This is a genomic window from Campylobacter sp. RM6914 (assembly GCF_004803835.1).
In the GTDB taxonomy this organism is placed as follows: domain Bacteria; phylum Campylobacterota; class Campylobacteria; order Campylobacterales; family Campylobacteraceae; genus Campylobacter_A; species Campylobacter_A californiensis.
On the sequence record NZ_CP012545.1, the window covers coordinates 1,654,021 to 1,675,037 of the forward strand.

Annotated in this window: 35 protein-coding genes; 5 read left to right on the forward strand and 30 right to left on the reverse strand. The window is 37.4% G+C overall.

The annotated features are described in order from the left end of the window. Nucleotides 1–13: 13 nt before the first annotated feature. The 28 genes from CCAL_RS08555 to rpsJ all read right to left on the reverse strand — a co-directional run bounded on the left by CCAL_RS08555 (nucleotide 14) and on the right by rpsJ (nucleotide 13,506). A complete protein-coding gene (locus CCAL_RS08555) occupies nucleotides 14–1,024 on the reverse strand; it encodes a DNA-directed RNA polymerase subunit alpha (RefSeq protein WP_169938230.1) in 1,011 nt (336 codons plus the stop codon). Between the two features lie 14 nt (nucleotides 1,025–1,038). After that, nucleotides 1,039–1,665: a 30S ribosomal protein S4 gene (rpsD, locus tag CCAL_RS08560; RefSeq protein WP_169938231.1), complete on the reverse strand. Its 627-nt coding sequence runs from the start codon at nucleotides 1,663–1,665 to the stop codon at nucleotides 1,039–1,041. 27 nt (nucleotides 1,666–1,692) lie between these two features. Beyond that, complete coding sequence (rpsK, locus tag CCAL_RS08565) at nucleotides 1,693–2,085, reverse strand: 30S ribosomal protein S11 (protein ID WP_170016413.1); 393 nt, start codon at nucleotides 2,083–2,085, stop codon at nucleotides 1,693–1,695. A gap of 9 nt (nucleotides 2,086–2,094) precedes the next feature. Next, nucleotides 2,095–2,463: a 30S ribosomal protein S13 gene (rpsM, locus tag CCAL_RS08570; RefSeq protein ID WP_169938235.1), complete on the reverse strand. Its 369-nt coding sequence runs from the start codon at nucleotides 2,461–2,463 to the stop codon at nucleotides 2,095–2,097. Between the two features lie 3 nt (nucleotides 2,464–2,466). Continuing rightward, entirely contained in the window at nucleotides 2,467–2,580 is a 114-nt protein-coding gene (gene rpmJ / locus CCAL_RS08575; RefSeq protein WP_169938237.1) for a 50S ribosomal protein L36, read from the reverse strand. A 185-nt stretch (nucleotides 2,581–2,765) separates the two neighbouring features. Further along, nucleotides 2,766–2,984 carry a translation initiation factor IF-1 gene (infA, locus tag CCAL_RS08580; RefSeq protein WP_009649712.1) on the reverse strand — a complete coding sequence of 73 codons (219 nt, stop codon included), beginning with the start codon at nucleotides 2,982–2,984 and terminating at the stop codon, nucleotides 2,766–2,768. Between the two features lie 19 nt (nucleotides 2,985–3,003). Next, nucleotides 3,004–3,768: a type I methionyl aminopeptidase gene (gene map / locus CCAL_RS08585; protein WP_169938239.1), complete on the reverse strand. Its 765-nt coding sequence runs from the start codon at nucleotides 3,766–3,768 to the stop codon at nucleotides 3,004–3,006. Between the two features lie 4 nt (nucleotides 3,769–3,772). Then, complete coding sequence (secY, locus tag CCAL_RS08590; protein ID WP_169938241.1) at nucleotides 3,773–5,035, reverse strand: preprotein translocase subunit SecY; 1,263 nt, start codon at nucleotides 5,033–5,035, stop codon at nucleotides 3,773–3,775. Further along, complete coding sequence (rplO, locus tag CCAL_RS08595) at nucleotides 5,035–5,436, reverse strand: 50S ribosomal protein L15 (protein ID WP_170016411.1); 402 nt, start codon at nucleotides 5,434–5,436, stop codon at nucleotides 5,035–5,037. Before rplO ends, secY begins: the two co-directional genes overlap by 1 nt. A 15-nt stretch (nucleotides 5,437–5,451) precedes the next feature. Further along, the gene (gene rpsE, locus CCAL_RS08600; protein ID WP_169938245.1) at nucleotides 5,452–5,895 is read right to left on the reverse strand and encodes a 30S ribosomal protein S5; all 444 of its coding nucleotides are present in this window, start codon (nucleotides 5,893–5,895) and stop codon (nucleotides 5,452–5,454) included. Between the two features lie 15 nt (nucleotides 5,896–5,910). Continuing rightward, nucleotides 5,911–6,267: a 50S ribosomal protein L18 gene (rplR, locus tag CCAL_RS08605; protein ID WP_169938247.1), complete on the reverse strand. Its 357-nt coding sequence runs from the start codon at nucleotides 6,265–6,267 to the stop codon at nucleotides 5,911–5,913. 10 nt (nucleotides 6,268–6,277) lie between these two features. After that, nucleotides 6,278–6,814: a 50S ribosomal protein L6 gene (gene rplF / locus CCAL_RS08610; protein WP_169972372.1), complete on the reverse strand. Its 537-nt coding sequence runs from the start codon at nucleotides 6,812–6,814 to the stop codon at nucleotides 6,278–6,280. A 117-nt stretch (nucleotides 6,815–6,931) separates the two neighbouring features. Next, on the reverse strand, nucleotides 6,932–7,327 hold the full coding sequence (gene rpsH / locus CCAL_RS08615) for a 30S ribosomal protein S8 (RefSeq protein ID WP_169972373.1): 396 nt from the start codon (nucleotides 7,325–7,327) through the stop codon (nucleotides 6,932–6,934). Between the two features lie 9 nt (nucleotides 7,328–7,336). Next, nucleotides 7,337–7,522, reverse strand: coding sequence for a type Z 30S ribosomal protein S14 (locus CCAL_RS08620; protein WP_034970020.1), 186 nt, complete (start codon nucleotides 7,520–7,522; stop codon nucleotides 7,337–7,339). 1 nt (nucleotide 7,523) lies between these two features. Next, a complete protein-coding gene (rplE, locus tag CCAL_RS08625) occupies nucleotides 7,524–8,069 on the reverse strand; it encodes a 50S ribosomal protein L5 (RefSeq protein WP_169972374.1) in 546 nt (181 codons plus the stop codon). Between the two features lie 4 nt (nucleotides 8,070–8,073). Continuing rightward, nucleotides 8,074–8,310 carry a 50S ribosomal protein L24 gene (rplX, locus tag CCAL_RS08630; protein ID WP_169938254.1) on the reverse strand — a complete coding sequence of 79 codons (237 nt, stop codon included), beginning with the start codon at nucleotides 8,308–8,310 and terminating at the stop codon, nucleotides 8,074–8,076. Then, complete coding sequence (gene rplN, locus CCAL_RS08635) at nucleotides 8,310–8,678, reverse strand: 50S ribosomal protein L14 (RefSeq protein ID WP_169938256.1); 369 nt, start codon at nucleotides 8,676–8,678, stop codon at nucleotides 8,310–8,312. Before rplN ends, rplX begins: the two co-directional genes overlap by 1 nt. Continuing rightward, nucleotides 8,678–8,929, reverse strand: coding sequence for a 30S ribosomal protein S17 (gene rpsQ / locus CCAL_RS08640; RefSeq protein WP_169938258.1), 252 nt, complete (start codon nucleotides 8,927–8,929; stop codon nucleotides 8,678–8,680). The genes rplN and rpsQ overlap by 1 nt, the downstream gene beginning before the upstream one ends. A 10-nt stretch (nucleotides 8,930–8,939) precedes the next feature. Next, nucleotides 8,940–9,125 carry a 50S ribosomal protein L29 gene (rpmC, locus tag CCAL_RS08645; protein ID WP_169938260.1) on the reverse strand — a complete coding sequence of 62 codons (186 nt, stop codon included), beginning with the start codon at nucleotides 9,123–9,125 and terminating at the stop codon, nucleotides 8,940–8,942. Then, a complete protein-coding gene (gene rplP, locus CCAL_RS08650) occupies nucleotides 9,112–9,537 on the reverse strand; it encodes a 50S ribosomal protein L16 (RefSeq protein ID WP_169938262.1) in 426 nt (141 codons plus the stop codon). The genes rpmC and rplP overlap by 14 nt, the downstream gene beginning before the upstream one ends. A gap of 2 nt (nucleotides 9,538–9,539) precedes the next feature. After that, nucleotides 9,540–10,241: a 30S ribosomal protein S3 gene (gene rpsC / locus CCAL_RS08655; protein ID WP_170016409.1), complete on the reverse strand. Its 702-nt coding sequence runs from the start codon at nucleotides 10,239–10,241 to the stop codon at nucleotides 9,540–9,542. A 1-nt stretch (nucleotide 10,242) separates the two neighbouring features. Beyond that, the gene (gene rplV / locus CCAL_RS08660; protein WP_169938266.1) at nucleotides 10,243–10,575 is read right to left on the reverse strand and encodes a 50S ribosomal protein L22; all 333 of its coding nucleotides are present in this window, start codon (nucleotides 10,573–10,575) and stop codon (nucleotides 10,243–10,245) included. A gap of 10 nt (nucleotides 10,576–10,585) precedes the next feature. After that, a complete protein-coding gene (gene rpsS, locus CCAL_RS08665; protein WP_169938268.1) occupies nucleotides 10,586–10,867 on the reverse strand; it encodes a 30S ribosomal protein S19 in 282 nt (93 codons plus the stop codon). A 2-nt stretch (nucleotides 10,868–10,869) separates the two neighbouring features. Next, on the reverse strand, nucleotides 10,870–11,703 hold the full coding sequence (rplB, locus tag CCAL_RS08670) for a 50S ribosomal protein L2 (protein WP_169938270.1): 834 nt from the start codon (nucleotides 11,701–11,703) through the stop codon (nucleotides 10,870–10,872). 1 nt (nucleotide 11,704) lies between these two features. Next, complete coding sequence (locus tag CCAL_RS08675) at nucleotides 11,705–11,986, reverse strand: 50S ribosomal protein L23 (protein ID WP_169972375.1); 282 nt, start codon at nucleotides 11,984–11,986, stop codon at nucleotides 11,705–11,707. 1 nt (nucleotide 11,987) lies between these two features. Next, entirely contained in the window at nucleotides 11,988–12,602 is a 615-nt protein-coding gene (gene rplD / locus CCAL_RS08680) for a 50S ribosomal protein L4 (protein ID WP_170016407.1), read from the reverse strand. Next, nucleotides 12,599–13,177 (reverse strand): 50S ribosomal protein L3, encoded by a 579-nt coding sequence (gene rplC, locus CCAL_RS08685; protein WP_170016405.1) that lies wholly within the window; start codon nucleotides 13,175–13,177, stop codon nucleotides 12,599–12,601. Before rplC ends, rplD begins: the two co-directional genes overlap by 4 nt. Before the next feature lie 20 nt (nucleotides 13,178–13,197). After that, nucleotides 13,198–13,506, reverse strand: coding sequence for a 30S ribosomal protein S10 (gene rpsJ / locus CCAL_RS08690; RefSeq protein WP_169938278.1), 309 nt, complete (start codon nucleotides 13,504–13,506; stop codon nucleotides 13,198–13,200). A 277-nt stretch (nucleotides 13,507–13,783) separates the two neighbouring features. On the opposite strand from rpsJ, the gene CCAL_RS08695 reads away from it, so the two are divergent. The 5 genes from CCAL_RS08695 to CCAL_RS08715 all read left to right on the forward strand — a co-directional run bounded on the left by CCAL_RS08695 (nucleotide 13,784) and on the right by CCAL_RS08715 (nucleotide 20,058). Further along, nucleotides 13,784–14,875: an ATP-binding protein gene (locus tag CCAL_RS08695; protein WP_170016403.1), complete on the forward strand. Its 1,092-nt coding sequence runs from the start codon at nucleotides 13,784–13,786 to the stop codon at nucleotides 14,873–14,875. A 9-nt stretch (nucleotides 14,876–14,884) separates the two neighbouring features. Continuing rightward, the gene (locus tag CCAL_RS08700; protein WP_170016401.1) at nucleotides 14,885–15,706 is read left to right on the forward strand and encodes a hypothetical protein; all 822 of its coding nucleotides are present in this window, start codon (nucleotides 14,885–14,887) and stop codon (nucleotides 15,704–15,706) included. Further along, nucleotides 15,699–16,265: a ribonuclease HII gene (locus CCAL_RS08705; RefSeq protein WP_170016399.1), complete on the forward strand. Its 567-nt coding sequence runs from the start codon at nucleotides 15,699–15,701 to the stop codon at nucleotides 16,263–16,265. The genes CCAL_RS08700 and CCAL_RS08705 overlap by 8 nt, the downstream gene beginning before the upstream one ends. Nucleotides 16,266–16,351: 86 nt before the next feature. Next, complete coding sequence (locus CCAL_RS08710; protein ID WP_172285149.1) at nucleotides 16,352–19,123, forward strand: EAL domain-containing protein; 2,772 nt, start codon at nucleotides 16,352–16,354, stop codon at nucleotides 19,121–19,123. Beyond that, nucleotides 19,123–20,058: a bile acid:sodium symporter family protein gene (locus CCAL_RS08715; RefSeq protein ID WP_170016393.1), complete on the forward strand. Its 936-nt coding sequence runs from the start codon at nucleotides 19,123–19,125 to the stop codon at nucleotides 20,056–20,058. The genes CCAL_RS08710 and CCAL_RS08715 overlap by 1 nt, the downstream gene beginning before the upstream one ends. Nucleotides 20,059–20,060: 2 nt before the next feature. Here CCAL_RS08715 and CCAL_RS08720 read toward each other — a convergent pair whose 3' ends face one another. Together CCAL_RS08720 and CCAL_RS08725 are read right to left on the reverse strand one after the other, a co-directional pair. After that, nucleotides 20,061–20,279, reverse strand: coding sequence for a hypothetical protein (locus CCAL_RS08720; RefSeq protein WP_169972378.1), 219 nt, complete (start codon nucleotides 20,277–20,279; stop codon nucleotides 20,061–20,063). Between the two features lie 71 nt (nucleotides 20,280–20,350). Continuing rightward, on the reverse strand, nucleotides 20,351–20,983 hold the full coding sequence (locus CCAL_RS08725; RefSeq protein ID WP_170016391.1) for a protein-L-isoaspartate(D-aspartate) O-methyltransferase: 633 nt from the start codon (nucleotides 20,981–20,983) through the stop codon (nucleotides 20,351–20,353). Nucleotides 20,984–21,017: the final 34 nt, after the last annotated feature.

Sequence of the window (21,017 nt, forward strand, 5' to 3'; positions counted from 1 at the left end):
TATCCTTGTTTTTTTATACGCTCATTTGCGATTTTAGCTCAGCAATTTTCTTTTTGAGCTGCTCTTTACTATCTTTTAAGATATCAGTTCCAACAGGATAACCGATCTCTTCCATAACGGCTTTTATCTCTTCAAGAGATTTTTTGCCGAGGTTTTTTAGCTCTTTAAGTTCGTTTTCATCCATCAAGGCAAGTTCGCCAATGTATCTAATTTCAGCTTTATCTAGGCAGTTAAAACTTCTAGCACTTAAATTTAGCTCTTCAACATTTGAAAGCAATTTACCGTGCTCACCGCCTACACTTGAGTTAGAAACAGGCATATTTACATCAATATCTAAAACACCCTTAAATACAGACATTTGCTGATACATAGCCTCTAAGCAGTGTTTAAATGCCTCAATAGGCCCAACTTGTCCATCTGTAGTGATTGTAAAAACAATCTTTTCAAAATCAGGATTATCTTCAACCAAAACGCTCTCGATGTCGTATACAGCCTTTTTAACAGGAGTAAAAAACGCATCAAGCGCTATATAGTCTTCTTCCATCTCGTCGCGAATTTCTTCGCTAGGAACATATCCTATACCCTTTTGAATAATAACACTGAAATTTAATTCAGCATCTTCGTTTATGGTTGCAAGATAAGCATCTGGATTAACTATCTCAACTATATCATTGTTAAGATCGGCTCCAGTTATCTCTTTTGGCCCCTTAAAGCTATACTCGATAACTTCTCTATCAGAGTCATTTTTAAGCTTAAAGCGTATCTTTTTTAAATTTATAATAAAAAAGGCAACATCCTCAAGCATACCGCGCATGCTATCAAATTCATGACTTACGCCCTTTATTTTAACACCTGTAGGCGCAAAACCTACGGTGCTTGTATAAAGAAGACGACGAAGCGGATGAGCAAGAGTTACTGCATAACCCGCCTCAAACGGATATGCGGTAATCTTAGCCACATTTTCACTTACACTTTCAACTTTTATCTCAGTAGGCATATAAGCTGATGTAGTAATTTTTCTCATCATTATATCCTTTATTATTTTGAGTAAAGCTCTACTATGAATCTTTCCTCGATTGGAATGATAACCTCTTCTCTTTCAGGGTTTCTTGTAAAAATTCCAAATTTTTTATCTTTTTCAACATCAACCCAACCAACTATACCAGTTTGAGCTGTAAGGTCAATCGCACGAACGATTTGTGGGTTGTTTTTAGATTTTTCAGCGATCTCTACTTTTGCACCCGGTTCAACTCTGTAAGACGGGATATCAACTCTCTTGCCATTAACAAGAATGTGACCATGGGTTACAAGCTGACGAGCAAAACGACGAGTTGTCGCGAAGCCCATTCTGTAAACTACGTTATCAAGTCTTTGCTCTAATAATTGAACAAGAAGTGCACCTGTGTTGCCTTCTCTGCGAGCAGCTTCGCTAAATAGACGGTGGAATTGTTTTTCGCTAACACCATACATAAATTTAGCTTTTTGTTTTTCACGGAGTTGTAAACCATATTCGCTTATTTTTGCTCTTCTTTGTCCATGCTGTCCCGGTGCAAATGGACGCTTATCAAGCGCGCTTTTACCGGCAAGTCTCCTCTCGCCTTTAAGAGCAAGAGAAACACCTAGACGTCTTTCTAATTTTTCAACTGGTCCTCTATATCTAGCCATAATAATTTCTCCTAATTCTCTATATCATTAGACGCGGCGGCGTTTTGGTGGTCTGCAACCATTGTGTGCAAGTGGGGTTATGTCTTTTAAGAATGTTACTTTAATACCCTCAACCGCTCCTACGCTCTTAACAGCAGTTTCACGACCGCTACCAGGACCTTGAACCTTTATACCAACCTCTTTTATACCGTGTTCTTTTGCTTTGTTTAGTGCGTCTTCAACAGCTTGTTGTGCTGCATAAGGAGTTGATTTTTTGCTTCCTTTAAAACCTAAACCACCGGCACTACTCCATGCGATAGCATTTCCCATCTCATCGGTTACGGTAACCATTGTATTGTTAAAAGTAGCGCTAATATAAACGATACCTTTGGCTATACTTTTTCTAACGATTTTTTTCTTAACGATTTTTCTTTTTGCCATTGTCTATCCTTACTTAGTCGCTGCGCCGACAGTTTTACGCTTACCTTTTCTGGTGCGTGCATTTGTCTTAGTTTTTTGACCACGAACCGGAAGACCTTTTCTGTGGCGAAGACCACGATAGCTTCCAAGATCCATAAGTGCTTTTATATCCATAGCAACTTGTTTTCTAAGATCACCCTCAACGATATGGTGCTCTTGAATCTCTTTACGGATAGCTGCAGCCTCATCTTCACTTAGCTCATGAACTCTCTTGTCGTAAGAGATGTTTACTGCGTCAAGAATTTGACGTGACTTGTAAAGACCTATGCCATAGATGTATGTTAAGCCATACTCTATTCTTTTTTTATTTGGTAAATCTACACCTGCTATACGTGCCATCTTTTATCCTTGTCTTTGTTTATGTTTTGGATTTTCACAGATAACGCGTACGATTCCGCTACGTTTGACAATTTTGCATTTGTCACACATCTTCTTTACAGAAGGACGAACTTTCATCTTAGTCTCCTAAAAATTTATTCCACTTTTTTAGGGGCTGCATCAGGTTTAAAGAAAATTTTAAACCAACTATTTTCAAAATAAGTGGGGACTTTGAAAATAATTCTTCATACAGCTTATTGCAAAACTTAGATTTTATCCAAATCAAGCTTTAATTTCACTTAGCACTAATATAAAAACAAGTTTTATTTGTATCTATATGTTATGCGACCTTTATCTAGGCTATATGGTGTAAGCTCGACTTTTACACGATCTCCTGGCATTATTTTTATGTAATGCATTCTCATTTTTCCAGCGATATGACATAAAATCACATGCTTATTATCAAGCTCAACCTTAAATGTAGCATTAGGTAAAGCTTCGACTACGTTACCGTCGATTTCTATAACATCATCTTTTGCCACTCATACCTCCATTAAATTTTCAAATTTCTGACTTACTTAAAATTTCAGCTTTGCCGTTTACGATAGCTACACAATGCTCGTAGTGACTCGTTCTAAGGCCATCTTTGCTTGTTACCTTCCATTTGTCAGCACCTATTATCGGAGTACCGTCTTTTTGACAAATCATAGGCTCAATGCAAAACGTCATTCCGTTTTTTATCTTTGGTCCGGCTTTTGGATTATTTCCTTCAAGGTAATTAGGAACTTCAGGCTCTTCATGAGGACGTTTGCCTATGCCGTGTCCACAAAATCCTCTAAGAGGAACAAAGCCACGTGCAAGAATAAATTTTTCTATCTCATAGCAAACTTCTTTAAAATGCATACCAGCTTCAATGAAATCAATAGCAAAATAAAGAGAGTCTTTACTGCAATCTATAAGCGCCTTATCTTGTTTTGAAATTTCCCCCACGCCAAATGTTCTAGCACTATCGCCAAAATATCCGTTTAAATTCGAACCGATATCAACACTTACGATATCGCCCTTTTTTAAAACGTATTCGTTTGGGATTCCGTGTATAACAACTTCATTTACACTTATGCAAGCAGCATTTGGAAATCCATAAAGTCCTTTAAAAGCAGGTTTTGCCCCCGCACTTCTTATCATGTCTTCACAGATTTTATCTATCTCAAGTAGAGAAATTCCTGGTTTTATGATAGTAGAAATATAATCAAGCGTTCGAGCGACGATCATATTCGCCGCTCTCATATTTTCAATCTCAGCCGGTCTTTTTAACGAAATAGCCATTTTGTTATAGCCCGACCGCACTTAGCGTTTGATACTTGTTCATATAAATTTGCGCTTCTATTCTTCTCATTGTATCAAGAGCGACCGAAACAACGATAAGTACAGAAGTACCACCAAAATAAAATGGAACACCCATGGTTTTAACCAAAACCCAAGGTAGAGTTGAGATCAGACCAAGATATATAGCGCCGCTAAACGTTAGTCTTCCAGCAACTTCGTTTAGATAGTTAGCCGTATTTTCACCGGGTCTAACACCTGGTATAAAACCACCTTGTCTTTTTAAATTTTCACTTATATCTTTTGTATTAAATACGATAGAGGCATAAAAATATGCAAAAAAGATAACAAATAAAAACGTTAAAAAGTTAAACATATAACCATTTGGATTTAAAAAATCATTAATAGCTTGTATGTATGGGTTTGTGCTTGCCTGTAGTATAGTACTTGGAAACATAAGTATCGCAGAGGCAAAAATCGGAGGTATAACGCCGCTTAAATTTACTTTAATCGGAATATAATTCATTATACGTTTATTTTGATTTTGCATAACAACCTTACGAGAATACGAAATCGGAATACGTCTTTCGCCCATTTCTACAAAGATGATCGCTCCGATAGTAGCAAGTATCACAAGTAAAATTCCTATAACAACAAGGAAGTTCATCTCGCTTGTATTTACTAGATTTATCGTACCGCTAATCGCACTCGGGATACCTGAAACAATACCTGCGAAAATGATAAGACTGATGCCGTTACCGATACCGCGCTGAGTAATCTGTTCACCGATCCACATAAGCAGCATCGTTCCTGTTAGCATAGAAACAGCAGAAATCGCTATAAATAAATTCATATCTATCATAATAGCCTGCTCACCGCCACGTCCAGTAAGACTTTGAAGTCCTATACTAACACCGATTGATTGGATCAAAGTGATAATTATCGTAGCGTAGCGGATGATTTGCATGTATTTTTGCATGCCGTCGCGTTCTTTTTTCATCTTACCCAAATTTGGGAATGTAGCAGCTAAAAGCTCCATGATGATAGAAGCAGTAATGTAAGGCATAATACCAAGAGAGATAATACTAAGACGCTCAGCGGCGTTACCGCTAAACATATTGAATAAACCTAAAGCGTTGTTGTTGTTCGAGCTAAAAAATTCCTTAATAACATCGACATTAACGCCAGGAACCGGCACATATGCCAGTATCCTGTATGCGAACAAAAATGCCAACGTGATTAATATCTTGTTGACGAGTGTTTTATTCATTATTTTTGTCCAGTTACGCTAACGTTACTATCTTTTATCTTTGACACAAGTTCTTTAGCGCTTGATCCGATAAGTTTTATTTTTGTTACGCTCTTTGAAATTTTATGAACTGTTGCGATTGATGCTATAGTTATTTCGTTAAGCTCTTTTACCGCAACGATCTTTTCTACGTTAATAATATAAGGTTTTTCAAATTTAGAAGCAAAACCTACTTTTGGTAGACGTCTTTGAAGCGGTTGTTGTCCACCCTCAAAACCACGCTTCTCATTGTAGCCTTTTCTTGCTCTTTGACCTTTGTTACCTTTTCCTGCAGTTTTACCGTTACCGCTACCTTGACCGCGACCTATTCTCTTTATAGAGTGCGTTGAGCCAGGAGCCGGAGTTAAATTTTCTAGTGCCATTTACTTTCCTTTCTCTTAGCTTTTTAGCATACTAAGTGCTTTTATAGTAGCACGAACGACGTTTGCCGAGTTGTTTGAACCAAGTGATTTTGTAAGGATATCCTTAATACCTGCAAGCTCTATAATAGGGCGTGCACTACCACCGGCGATAACACCTGTACCTTCGCTAGCTGGGCGAAGTAAAACACGACTTGCATTATACTTAACTTCGATATCGTGAGGTATAGTTGTACCTTTAATTTTAACTTCGATGATATTTTTAAACGCATCGTCAACAGCTTTTCTCATCGCATCAGGAACTTCCTTAGCCTTACCGTAACCAAAGCCGACAAGACCTTTTCTGTTTCCAACTACAACAAGAGCTGTAAACCTAAATCTACGACCACCTTTAACAACCTTTGTAACCCTGCCGATATCGACCATTACTTCTTCAAATTCTTCTCTATTATACTTTTCCATCGATTTTCCTTTGGGTTATAGTTTGATGCCATTTTCGCGTAGAGCATCGGCAAATGCAGCAACTACACCGTGGTACAGGTAGCCATTTCTATCAAATACCGCTACTTCAATACCTTTAGCTTTTAAAGAAGCCGCAAATTCTTTAGCTAAAACAGCAGCACCGTCTTTATTTGCTTTTATACCCAATTTGCGTCCATCTGCAGCAGCTAATGTTGTAGCCGTAACATCGTCGATAGCTTGAGCGTAAATAGTTCTATTTGATTTAAAAATAGATACTCTAGGGCAGCTGGCAACACCTGAAATTTTACCTCTAACTCTTTTTTTTCTCTTTAATCTAAGAGCTAGTTTTCTTTTTAATACTTTTGCTGTCATAACCTATCCCTTACTTCTTAGATGTCTTGCCCGCTTTGCGGATTATGCGCTCTTCAACGTATTTAACACCTTTACCTTTGTATGGCTCTGGCGGTCTAAATCCTCTAACTTGAGCAGCAACTTGACCGATAACTTGTTTATCGCTACCTTTTAGGGTAATTACGTTTCTCTCAACCGTAGCCTCGATGCCTTCTGGAAGCTCATAGTTAATTAGGTGTGAAAAGCCTAAAGTTAACTCTAAAATTTTACCTTTAACAGCCGCTTTATAACCAACACCGTTGATTTCTAATTGGCGAGTAAAACCTGCAGTAAGACCTATAACTATATTGTTAGCTAAAGCTCTATATGTACCCCAGAATGCTCTGCTTTGGCGATCTTCGCCTTTTGCAGCAAAAACTATTGAACCATTTTCGATTTTGACATCAACATTGCCTTTTGTGTCAAGCTCTTTTGTTAAGTTGCCCTTTTTAAATTTTAGGACATTATTATCAACACTGACTTCTACACCAGCAGGTATAGCTATCGGTTGTTTTCCAATACGTGACATTTATTTCCTTTACTTGTCTAGGGTGCTTTTACAATCTTGAATCAGCACCACAATGCCGTAAATTTTAATGCTTTCGCAAAAACTAACCTAAATTTTTAAGGCATTAAGCCTTAAAAATTACCAAACTGTACAAAGAATTTCACCGCCAACACCAGCTTTGTGTGCGTCTTCGTTGCTTAAAACGCCTTTGCTTGTGCTAACGATAATCGTTCCGTAACCGTTTTTGAAACGCTTGATGTCGTCTTTACCTTGGTAAACACGGCGACCTGGTTTTGAAACTCTTTTTAGTTCGTTTATAACGCTTTGTCCGCGCTCGTCGTATTTAAGAACAACATTAATGAATTTTTTGTTATTCTCTTCTACAACATTAAAGCTCTCTATGTAGCCTTTTGCAGCAAGGATAGAAAGAGTAGCCTCAACAACATTTGAATGTAGAAGCTTTGTTGTCTCAAGCTTTCTCATGCTTGCATTTCTGATACGGGTTAGTCCGTCTGATATTAAGTCATTTAACATATCTTTTCCTTACCAACTTGCTTTTTTAAGACCAGGGATTAGTCCTTCGTTAGCCATTTTTCTTAGGCAGACACGGCAAATTCCAAAGTCTTGATACACAGAGTGCGGACGTCCGCAAATTTGGCATCTTGTATAGCCGCGAACCGCAAATTTAGGTTTGCGTGCAGCTTTTGCTATCATTGATTTTTTAGCCATATTACTTTCCTTTTGCAAACGGCAAACCAAATAGCTCTAGCAATTTGAATGCCTCTTTGTCATTGTTAGCCGTTGTAGCGATAGTTATGTTCATACCGTGAGTACGTAAAATTTTATCATACTCAACCTCTGGGAACATTAGCTGCTCAGTTAAACCAAAGTTGTAATTACCGCGTCCGTCAAAGCCATTTCTTGGTAAACCACGGAAGTCTTTAACTCTTGGAAGCGCAACACTTATAAGTTTATCTAAGAACGCATACATTTGCTCTTTTCTTAAAGTAACTTTTATACCGACAGGGAAACCTTCACGCACTTTAAAGCCTGCAACTGATTTTTTAGCATTTGTTATAATTGCTTTTTGACCAGCGATTAGCGAAATAGTGTCTGCCATGTTTTGAAGAACTTTTTGATCCTTTGCAGAATCATTTGCTCCAACGCTAATAACAATCTTTTCAAGTGCCGGAATAAGCATCGGGTTTTTAATATCAAATTCTTTAACTAAAGCAGGTTTAATGCTCTCGTTAAATTTATCTTTTAATCTACTCATGCTCTTACTCCTCAACTTTCGCAACATTTGAGATGTCTATCGGCATTTCTTTGTTAATATGACCGCCGTTTGGAGTCTTCTCGCTTGGTTTTATAGCCTTCTTAGCTACTTTGCAGCCTTCAACTATAACTTGACCTTTTTTTGCAAGAACAGATAAAACTTTACCAGTTTTACCTTTGTCATCTCCGGTGATTATCTTTACGGTATCACCTTTTTTGATCTTAAATTTAACGTTTGCCATTATAGAACCTCCGGTGCTAGTGAAACGATCTTCATAAAGTTAGCATATCTAACTTCACGACCAACTGGTCCAAAGATACGTGTTCCTACTGGCTCTCTTTTGTTATCAAGGATAACGGCTGCGTTCTCGTCAAAACGAATCAACGAACCATTGTCTCTTTGAACTTCTTTTTTAGTTCTAACAACTACAGCTTTTACAACTTGACCTTTTTTGATCTTACCGTTTGGAAGAGCCTTTTTAACAGAACAAATAATGATATCGCCAAGTGTTGCGTATCTTCTTTTGCTGCCGCCTAAAACCTTAATACACATTAATTCTTTTGCGCCGCTATTATCAGCAACTGCTAGTCTTGTAAAACTTTGAATCATTACTCAACTCCCTTTGCTAAAACAGCTTTTAAGCGAAAGCTTTTACGTGCAGAAAGCGGTCTGCACTCAACTGCGATAACCGTATCTCCTGCGTTTAGTTCATTTTTCTCATCATGAACCAAATATTTCTTAAAACGTTTTACAAATTTATGATATCTTGGGTGCATAACGCGTCTTTCTACCAAGATAGTAGCTGTTTTATCACCGGCTTTTTGTAAAACTACGCCTTGAATTTCTCTTTTTAATGCCATATTTCACCCCTTACTTTGTAGCACTAATTGCAGTGTTGATCTGTGCTATCTCTTTTTTAACAGCACTAATCTCATTAGGGTTGCTTAACTGCATAGTTTTTAACTTTTGTTTTAGTGTAAATAAAAGCACCTTTTTCTCTTTTAACAATGCGTTTAGTTCTGCAACGCTTTTGTCTTTAATCTCAGTATATTTCATTTTCACTCTCTCGCGTTACAAATTTTGTCTTAAACGGCAACTTGTGCATAGCTAGAGTTAACGCTTCACGTGCAAGCTCTTCACTAACACCTGCCATTTCATAGATGATACGACCAGGTTTGATATTCATAACCCACTCTTCAACACCTGCCTTACCTTTACCCATACGAGTTTGTAGAGGCTTTTTAGTTAGCGGTTTATCAGGGAAAACTCTAATCCAAATTTTAGCCTGTCTTTTAACATGACGAGTTAGAGCTTGACGAGCAGCTTCTATTTGGCGTGAATTTACACGTCCAGCTTCAACTGCTTTAATAGCAAATTCGCCTGTTGATAAAGATGCACCGCGAGTTGCATAGCCGCGATTGCGACCTTTCATTTGCTTACGAAATTTCGTTCTTTTAGGCATCAACATAATTATTTACCTCTTCTTGCTCTGCGTGGTTTTCTATCAGCTTTTTCTTCTTCGTTACGCTCTACTTGAACGCCTTTTTGAAGAACTTCACCTTTAAATATCCACACTTTAATACCTATGTTACCATAAGTTGTGTGTGCTTCTGCAACACCGTAATCAATCTTCGCTCTAAGTGTATGGAGTGGAACACGTCCCTCAAGATACCATTCAGTTCTTGCCATCTCGGCACCACCAAGACGTCCTGCAACTGAAATTTTAATACCTTTTGCACCTGACTTTTGAGCACCTTGGATAACTTTTTTCATCGCGCGGCGGAAAGCAACACGTTTTTCTAGTTGCATAGCAACGTTTTCGGCTGCAAGTTGAGCAGAAGCTTGAGCTTTTCTTTCCTCTTTAATGTTAATGTTCACATCTTTGCCGATTAGTTTTGCAACATCGTTTTTAAGAACTTCAACATCTTGACCTTTTTTGCCGATGATAATACCAGGGCGAGCTGCAACTACTGTTACACGTAGTTTTTTAGCTGTTCTTTCGATTAAAATTTGGCTTATTCCCGCATAATAAAGTTTTTTCTTTAAAAATGCACGAATTTTATAGTCCTCGCCGATGTTTTGTGCAAGGCTATCTTTAGAAGGAAACCAGCGTGATTCCCAGTTGCGGTTTATACCTAGTCTAAGACCTATCGGATTTACTTTTTGTCCCATATTATGCTTCCTTCTTTTCAGGTTTAGATACTTCTACCATTACATGAGAAGTTGGTTTGCGAATTCTACTCGCAGTTCCTCTTGCTCTTGGTCTAAATCTCTTTAACACAGGACCAGCATCCACGCGACAACTGCTAACTACAACCTCCTCAGGCTCAAAACCGCCGTTTGCAACAGCTGAGCTGATAGCGTTTGCTATAAATTTAGCACCGCGATTTGGCATAAATTGCAAACTTGCAAGGGCTAATTCGGCATTCATGCCTTGAACTTCACGTGCAATTAGTCTAGCTTTTGTAGGAGAGAGTCTTACAAATTTTATAATAGCTTTACTCATACTCTACCCCTTACTTGCCGATTTTCTTTTGCACAGAGCCTTTATGACCCTTAAATGTGCGTGTTGGAGCGAATTCACCAAGTTTATATCCAATGTGGTTTTCAGTAACATACACAGGGATAAAGCTTTTGCCGTTATGAACGTTAAATGTTAATCCAATCATTTCAGGTACGATCGTGCTACGTCTTGACCATGTTTTGATTGGTTTATTGTCATTTGCAGACTTAGCCGCAACGACTTTTTTCATTACATGCTCATCTACGAAAGGACCTTTTTTGAGTGATCTTGCCATCTCTATTTTCCTTTCCTTCTTGAAATTATAAGCTTATCGCTTGCTTTTTTGCGGCGAGTTTTAGCACCCTTAGTCGGTTTACCCCATGGAGTAACCGGATGACGACCAGAGTTTTTCTTACCTTCACCACCACCGTGTGGGTGATCTACCGGGTTCATCGCAGAACCACGAGTTTGTGGGCGGATACCGCGGTGGCGATTACGTCCTGCTTTACCTATAGTAACATTTGCCCAATCTTCGTTGCCGACAACACCTACAGTAGCCATACACTCAGCAAGAACTTGTCTCATTTCACCGCTTGGCATTCTTAGGATAACGTATTTTTCTTCTTTACCCATAAGTTGTGCATAACCACCAGCTGAACGAGCGATTTGAGCACCTTTGCCAGGTTTTAACTCGATATTGTGAACGATAGTACCAACAGGGATAAAGCGTAATTTCATAGCGTTACCCGGTTTTATATCAAGTGATCCTTCGTCGATCGAAGCTACAACATCGCCTACGTTTAAGCCGCTAGGTCTGATGATATATCTCTTCTCGCCGTCTTTGTATGATATAAGTGCGATACGGCAGTTTCTGTTTGGATCGTATTCGATCGCTTCAACTTTACCTTCGATACCGAATTTGCGGCGTTTGAAGTCGATGATACGATATAATTTCTTAGCACCTGCCTCTTTATGGCGAGATGTTATACGACCATTATTATTTCTACCACCAGTTGCAGGAAGTTTGATAAGAAGACTTCTAACACTTGGTTTAGCCGTAATGTCTTCTGAACTTAGTCCAGTGATATATCTACGGCTTGGAGTATATGGTTTATATGATTTTATAGCCATTTTATGCCTCCGTATTTTCTAGGCTTACGCCTTCCGGTAATTTGACATAAAATTTCTTGAAATCATCTCTTACGCCAACTCTACCTCTAAAACGCTTAACTTTGCCGTCCATTCTAAGTGAATTTATGCGAAGTGGCGTTACACCGAAATACTCTTTTAAAACCTCTTTTAAGCCGTTTTTAGTAACCTTTGGTGAAGTTTGGATAACTACAACGCCTTGTTCTTGAAGGCCAAGAGTTTTTTCTGTATAAATAATTGTTTTGATATCAGTTATATCTGCCATTTTAGCCCTCTTTTGTTATAGTTTGTAGTGCTGCTTTTTCGATAATAACTGCACTATATGTTGCTACCAAATAAGCATTTACTTCACTTGCATCAACAACATAGCAATTTGCTAGGTTTCTAAAAGCTAAAAGTGTTTTATCGTCAAGTAGATCTTTAACTACTAAAACATCTCTTACGTTTAGAGCTTTGATAACTTTTGCAGCATCTTTAGTTTTTCCGCTTTCGATAGCGATGCTATCAACAGTAAAAAGCTTATTAGCTGCTGCTTTTTCATTTAGAGCAAATTCAAGAGCAAGTCTTTTTTGCTTCTTGTTTACTTTTTGGAAATAGTTTTTATTATTTGTAGGACCAAAAGCTACTGCACCGCCAACCCATACGTTTGTTCTAGTTGAACCGGCACGTGCACCACCACGACCTTTTTGTCTCCATGGCTTCTTGCCGCCACCGCTTACAAATGCACGACTTTTAGTGTGAGCCGTGTTTGCTCTCATGCTAGCTAGGTAAGATTTTACATAAAGATAAAGATTGTGCGGATTTACTTCTGCAAATTCTGCAGGAAGCGCAAGTTCGCCTGACTTTTCAAATTTCTCGTTTAATACTAAAACTTTACTCATTTTACAATCCTTATTCTACCCATTGCACCGTTATGTCCCGGAACGCAACCTTTTACAACAACGATACCGTTGTCTGCGTCAAAACTTACTAATTCATTTTTAACGGTTACTTTCTCATTTCCCATGTGTCCAGCCATTTTCATACCAGGTTGAACACGTCCAGGCCATTCGCAGTTACCGATAGAACCGTGACGTCTATGGAAGCGTGAGCCGTGAGATTTAGGACCGCCTGCGAATCCGTGTCTTTTAACAACGCCTTGATATCCTCTACCTTTTGAGTTAAAGCTAACTTTTAAAACTTTAGCTTCTGTTAAAGGTGTAACATCAAGATTTCCAGCCTCTGTATTTACTACAGTCAAAGTTGCAAATTTGTTAAATTCGGCAGTTAGATTGTATTTTTTTTGCTGACCAGCTATGGCTTTATTAGCTGCTTTAGTGTCTGCATAAGCAACGATAGCACGTTTATTAGCATCAACTTCGCATACCTTAGCTTCAACAAGTCTTAGTAGTGTAACCGGTGTGCTTTGAGCAGATACCGTTCTACTCATGCCTATTTTTTCTACGATATATTCCATACTCTTTTCCTTTTATCCGCTTACTTCATAGCACGAACTTCGACATTTACTTCTGGAGCAAGGTCGAGTTTGGTTAGGCTATCTACGGTCTCTGGAGTAGCTGCTACAATGTCAAGCATTCTAGCGTGTATTCTCATTTCAAACTGCTCACGTGAGTCTTTATTTACGTGTGGAGAGCGTAAAACTGTGTAGCGTTTGATCTTCGTAGGCATTGGCACCGGACCACGAACATCGGCACCGGTTCTTTTGACAGCTTCTACAATTGCTGCAACTGTGCGGTCTAGAACTCTATGGTCATAAGCTTTTAGCTTAAGCCTGATTCTTTCCATGTTTTTTCCTTTAAAAAGAACTTGTCGCAAACTCGCGACCTCTTTACATAATCAAAACTTGCATAGGATTTTCTACTTTGCTACTCTCGTAACTTTTCAAGAAGCATTGAAATTTCAATGGCTTTAATCATACAAGCAGACCTAAGTCTTTCGTAAAGAGATCGCGATTCTACTAAAAAAAATCTAAATTTGCAAGTAAATGGGTAAATTTGAGTTAAATTTAGTAAATTTATTTCCTTTTAAAAAGGAAAGTATATAATTTGCAAAAGGATAAAATTTGAAAGATTTGGATTTTTTTTATCATTTGCCGTTAAAAAGCATAAAATTCATCGCCAGAAAGGAGTTTATCTCCAGTGCGAAAACACTTATTTTAGGATATCCCGGAAGCGGCAAAACAAGCCTTATACTTGACGCACTAGATGAGTATAAACAAGAGGAAAAGCTTTACATAAATTTAAAGGATTTACGCATTAATGCCGATACAATCCTTGCAAATTTGATAGAATTTTTAAAAGAAAATCAATCCATAAAAATACTTGCGATCGACAATGCGACAACGCAAGATCAAATGCAAAAATTATCTCAAATTTCAGAACTTGAAAAGATCATAATATCAACAAACAACAAAACTCTAACCATACCAAATTTTAGAGTTCTTCACCTTGAGTATCTCGACTACGAAGAATTTATGCTGTTTTTTAGAAAAAACATTTCACCAGAGGCTTTTTTTAGCCATTTTTTAGCTCATGGAACATCTGTGGCAAACACCATGGTAGAGCCGAGCGAAACAGCGCAAATCACACAAAACAAACTAAGAGCGGAGCTTAGTCAAACAAATTTACAGATCATAAAAGAATGTGCGAAAAAATGTGCCGAAACCATAAGCGCACATGAAATTTATAAAATTTTAAAAGAACGGATAAAGATCTCAAAAGACAGCGTTTATGCCGGACTTATCGAGCTTGAAAATAACGGCTTTATAAAATTTTTGAGCAAATTTAACGAGCCAAATGCGGCAAAAAAGCTATTTTTTAACGATTTTTCCGTAAGAAATGCTCTAAATTTAAAAAAAGACTTTAATGCAAATTTCTCAAATATTGTCTTTTGTGAGCTTTCAAAATTTAAAGATGAAATTTTTTATACGAATGAGTTTGATTTTTTCCTTACTAGAAGGAAACTCGCTATAATATGCGTTCCATTTACGGATAGCGAAATAGTGTTTTTAAAATTTAAAAAACTTCATGCGACGCTAAAACGCATGAATATAACTAGACTGCAAGTTATCAGCGTAGCAAACGCCGGTGAAATAACCATAGAGGGTATAAAATGCGAAATTTTGCCGTTTTCACGCTGGGCTTTGGGTATATAAGGAGAATTTATGAGAGCGATTTTTATGGTTTTGTTGTGTGTTTGCACACTATTTTCTTATGAGATAAGACATGAAAACGAGGGTAAAATTTACAAATTTACAGGTGATGCAAATGGAGAAAAGTTTGAATTTTACATAACAAATCTTAGCGCCGAATTTGAGAATTTTAACTCCAAAGATGCTCTAAAAATTCCTCCAAAAATGCAAGGTCATCTATTTTTTAAGGGCTCTAAATTTGAATTTAGCAAAGGCGAGATAGTATATGATAACGGCAAAATACTCCAAATAAACGCACTTTCAGAGTGGCTAAATTTAAGCATAAAAAGAGAGCAAGGTGATAAATTTGAAGGCAAGCTAGCCATAAAAGGCAAGGCGATGAAAGCTACGGCAAAGAAAGTTTTTACATATGAAACCTTGGTGCTAGCGTCACAAACCATAAATTCAAATAAAACAAGAACGGAGGTTTTATCAAGTGATTATTTTGGTTCTAAATTTAAACAAAAATACAAAAACACACTCTCATCAAGGCTCGACGAACTAAGATCACAAAACAAAAACGCAATATCTTCTGTAAATTTAGAGTATCAAAACGACAAAATCAGAAGCTCGGTCACGCTAAAAAACGATAGTAAATTTTGCTCTACCGTGAAGATAAAAGATCAAAAAAAGCTAAAGCTAAAGGATGTTTTTAAAAGTAATGATCAGAATTTAACAAGTGAAAATTTCATGATTTCTCCACTTGGAATCTCATTTTGTGATGAAGAAAAAACTATATCCATAGAAGAGATAAAACCCTATCTTAAAGAAAATTTCGGACTTTTAGATGAATAAAATTTGTGGGATTGACGAAGCGGGACGGGGAGCGCTTGCAGGATGTATGGCGGTTGCCGCTTGCGTGCTAAAATGCGAGATAAAAGGACTAAATGATTCAAAACAACTAACCGAGAAAAAACGTGAAGAGTTATTTGAGCAAATCGTGGCAAATTCAAATTTCTTAATCACCTACTTTTCAAACAAACAGATCGACACTTTGGGTCTTAGTGAGTGTTTGCGCCGTGCTTTAAATTTATTTAAACTACATTTTAGCGAGTATGAAATTTTATACGACGGCAACGCAAACTACGGCACCGGCATAAAAACGATGATAAAAGCCGACGGTAAAATCTCAGAAGTAAGTGCAGCAAGTATCTTGGCAAAAGTTAGCAGGGATAGACTAATGAGAGCTTGGGATAAAATTTACCCCTCATACGGATACGCTCTACATAAAGGATATGGAACAAAAGCGCACATTAATGCGATACAAAATTTAGGAGAAAACGAACTTTTGCGAAAAAGTTTTACACTTAAAAAGGTCGAAAATTCGCTATTTGAAGATACCAGCCTTTATTGAAACAAAATTTTATAAGGTGCCTATTTAATTAAGCTCTTTAACCATAAAGTTATGCTAGCATATCAGATTAAAATTTAAGGAACACCTTGTTAAGAAATGTATCTTCAATGGGGAAATTTGCCTTTTCCTCGATAATCATCACCGCATTTGTCATTATGGCGATGCTTGAATGTTTTAACCTGGCTCATATTTATTCAAATTATCAAAATAATATATCAAATTTAAAAGAATTTTTTATACTACAAGAGAAAGAATCAATCCGCAAAGAGGTATATGAAACAACAAGTAAAATACAAAGCGACTACGACAGGCAGTATAAAAATTTTATAGACGCAATCAAACATAAAACCCTAAACGCGCTAAATGCAGCTAGAGAATTTCATAAAATTTCATCAAGCAGAGACGAATTTATAAAAAAAATGAGAGAGGATGTGACCAGCGAAGACGAAGGGTATTTTGTATATGACCTTAGTGCAACGCCTTTCATACAAAGCGAATTTCATTCGACAAAAAACGTCAGCACGGTCGTTTCAAATATCGTCTATAACCATATCGATATAACCACAACCACAAAAAAAGGACGTAACTTCATAAGCCACGCTATCGTCTATGAGCCGGCAGGCGTCGTCATAGGATATGCGAAAAATTTGGATGAATTTAATGAAAATTTCACAAATAAAACAAGAGACTACATCCGTTCGTTATCAAACGGAGATAGCTATATCTTCATCATCGATAGGAAAAACAACAAAATAGTTAGCGGCGACTCAGAAGAGATACAAGATAGTAGCTTTAGCTTATTTGACGAAAAACGCAGACAGGCCCTATACAAAATAGGCAGCGCTACAAGAGGCGGTAACGAGGCATTTATAGCCTACAAATGGCTAAAGCAGGACAAAACAATAACTGAAAAAATATCTTTCATCAAAGATATAAATTTACTAGACTGGTCGATCGGCACAGGGATATACCTGGACGATATGCATAACTACTTAGATAAACAAAAAAATATCTTTTATAGCGACTTTGGCTCAAAACTTATACTGTTTACCTTTTATCTTTTGGTCGTTGTTGCCGTGCTTTATATGCTAGCAGTTAGCGCAAAAAAGAGAGTAGTAACGTCATTTACCACTTTTGCAGACTTTTTTAACAACCAAACCGACTTAAAACGCCTTGAAACGGACAAGATAAAATTTCAAGAACTAAAAGACATAGCAAGCAATATCAATAAAATTTTAGATGAAAAAGATGAGTTGCTTGATACGAAAAACCAAATACAACTTGCCTTAAATAAATACAAAAATTCACTCGAGACATCAAATATCGTCTTTAAATTTAACGAGAAAAACCTCATAACATTTGCAAACAGCGCATTTTGTGACTTGATCGGTTACGCAAAAAATGAACTCATCGGCAAACCGATTAGAAGTATCTTTATAAAAGAGAGAAACAACAGCAAGATAAAAGAGGTAAACGAAGCCGTCTTAAGAAAGAGCGAGTGGGAAGGCGTCCTAAAAGCACAAAAGAAAAACGGCGAGATATGCCATATCAAAGCAAATGTAGTGCCGATAGAAACTACAGACGCAAAAAGCAAGCTTAACTTTTTATGCATCTGCCAAGATCTTACGACGTTCATGGAGCATCAAGAACTTATGCGAACTGAGCTACAAGACCCGCTAACAAAACTGCCTACAAGGCAAATGCTTATTAACAAACTATCAAAGCAGCAAGGTCAGTTGTTTGTAGCAAATTTTGATATATTAAAATTTAGACAGATAAACGAATACTACGGTCTTGACATAGGAGATATGGTTTTAAGTGAGGTCGCAAATATAGTTAGAAAACTAACAAAAGATAAAAATTTAGAGCTTTATAAACTAGAAAGTAACAACTTCGCCATAGTAGGAGATAAAAAGCACTGGAAAAACGATGACTTTTACAAATTCTGCGAAAAAGCCATAGAGTATTTTAAGACAAATTCCGTCATCGTAGAAAACAATAAATTTTATATCGATCTAGCCTTTGGTATATCTTCGGATATGCAGATCATGACATCAGCTATCGCAAAAGAACAAGCTAAAGATATGAACCAACAGATAGTAGTATTTGAAGATAAAAAGGACGAGCTAGCGCACAATGTCGTCCTAACTAGAGCCATACAAAAAGCCATAGAAGAAGACAAAATAGTGCTATATAAACAAGCAGTGATCGATAATAGCACAAATACTGTATCAAAATACGAATGTCTTGTTAGGATGGTAGACGACACAAATAACGTTGTTCTTCCGATAGACTTCCTTGCCGCTGCCAAAAAGTCAAATTTATACAAAGAGGTAACAAAGATCGTCATCGAAAAGGCATTTGCGTATTTTGCAAAAAATAACGAAAATTTCGGTATCAACCTAACGATAGATGACGTGATGGATGGTGAATGCCTATCGCAGATCAAAGATCAATTTAGAAAACATCCCGGCATAGGTGAGCGTTTAACTATAGAGCTTACAAAAAATCAAGAGATAAACGACTTTGATAAGATAAATTTATTTATCGACGAGGTTCGCAAATTTGGTTGTAAAGTCGCGATAGATAACTTCGGTACAGGATATACAAATTTCGAATATCTTCTAAAGATCAAAACAGACTTTATCAAGATCGATGGTTCTATCATAAAAAATATCGACCACGACGAGCACGCAAGAAAAATCGTCAAGCTAATGATAGAGCTTGCTAAAACACTTGGCATACAAACGGTTGCCAAATACGTGCACTCAAGCGATGTAAGCAAAATGGTAAATTCTATCGGTGTAGATGCCTCTCAAGGTTTTTACTTTGACATGCCAAAACCACTTGGAGCATAATGAAAGCGTTAATTTTCCCCATACTAGCTATTATTTCATCAGCACTTGCCTGTTTTATGCCTGAAATTTTTGTAGGCTACAAAGGTCACATTATCACTCTTTTAGTTATTATCATGCTTGGCATGGGTATGACACTCACGTTTAATGACTTTAGAGATATATTTTATAAAAAGTCTGCCCTAGGCATCGGTATAACCCTTCAGTTTGTCGTAATGCCTATTGTCGCACTTGGCGTCTCCATGATGTTTGGACTAGAAAACGAGCTTATGGTTGGGATGATGCTAGTTGGCACTAGCGCAGGAGGCACAGCCTCAAATGTTATAACCTATATCGCAAAAGGAGACCTAGCCCTATCCGTAAGCATGACACTTTGCTCTACTCTGCTCTCTATCGTTTTGATGCCGTTTTTAACCTGGCTTTATATCGGGCAAAAAGTTCCTGTTCCTGCCATAGATATGTTAATAGATCTTATTAAAATAACACTTGTTCCACTAACGATAGGAATTTGTTTAAACACATTTGCCCACAAATTTATACAAAAAATTCAAAAAGTAATGCCTACTATTTCAATGGGCGCGATCATACTCATCATCGCGATAATTGTTGCGGCAAATAATGCAAATATCCAAAAAGTAGGACTTTTAGTAGTTTTAGCGGTCATGATACATAACTGCTCTGGGCTTTTGTTTGGCTACTTTGGAGCAAAAATTTGTGGTTTTAGCGAAAAGATAGCACGAACGATCGCTATTGAAGTAGGTATGCAAAACTCAGGGCTTAGCGTAGCCCTTGCCATAAAATATTTTTCAGGACTTAGCGCATTGCCAGGAGCTATATTTAGCATATGGCATAATATCTCGGGCGCTCTACTGGCTAGCTTTTGGGCTAGCAAAACTAACCTAGCACAAAAGAGTAGCATTAAAGCTACCCTTTTGTAGTTTTACTTTTTGTCTTCTAGTTTGGCTAGGTGTCCTGCCAAAAACGAGCCAAATTCCTCTTGCGTGAGAACTCTTTTATCCCCAAGCAAAGCTTTACACTCTTTACCAAGCTCGCATAAAATTTTACGATTTACCTCGCTTTGTGATTTACCATTTTTAGCAAGTATGTTGTTTAACTCATAATCCTCTGAAAAATTTACCAACTCTGCGTCTTTTGCCATTTTAACTCCTTGTAAAGATATTTTAAAAGTATACGCCTTTTTGGTTAATGCATGGATAAATTTAAATCAAGTTACTCTCTGCCTGTTAGCAAAGACACAAAAAGACACTCGTCAAAGATATGCTCACTTATATTTGCATCAGAGTCCTTTTTATACTGGACTATGTATTGTTTATCGGCTTTTTTTATAGGAGCCACTAAAATTCCACCGCTTTTAAGCTGGTTAAAGAGGGTTTGAGGCACTTCGTCGGTTGCTGCAGAAAGAAGAATTCTATCATATGGAGCATAGCTTTTCCAGCCGTTATTACCGTCGTCATATCTTACATGAACATTTCTGATCTTTAGCGTTTCAAAACGTTTTTTTGCCTGCATGGCTAGTTTTTCGATACGCTCTACACTAAAGACGCGGTGAGCAAGGTTTGAAAGTATAGCAGCTTGATAACCGCTTCCACAGCCTATCTCAAGCACATTATCGATATTTTCACACTCAAGTGCGCTTGTCATCTTTGCCACGGTTAGCGGTGAGCTTATCCATTGATTACCTGCGATAGGTTGGGCATTAAGTGAATACGCATGTGCGCCAACAGGAGAAAATATCTCCCTTGGGGTGTTACAAATAGCCCTATAAAGCTTTGGTGTAAGCATTATCTCATCAGCTATATCATCGGCTAAATTTTTACATTTTATCTCTTCTAATGCGTTCAATTTTCTCTTCCTAACTTTTACATAATTTCTAAAT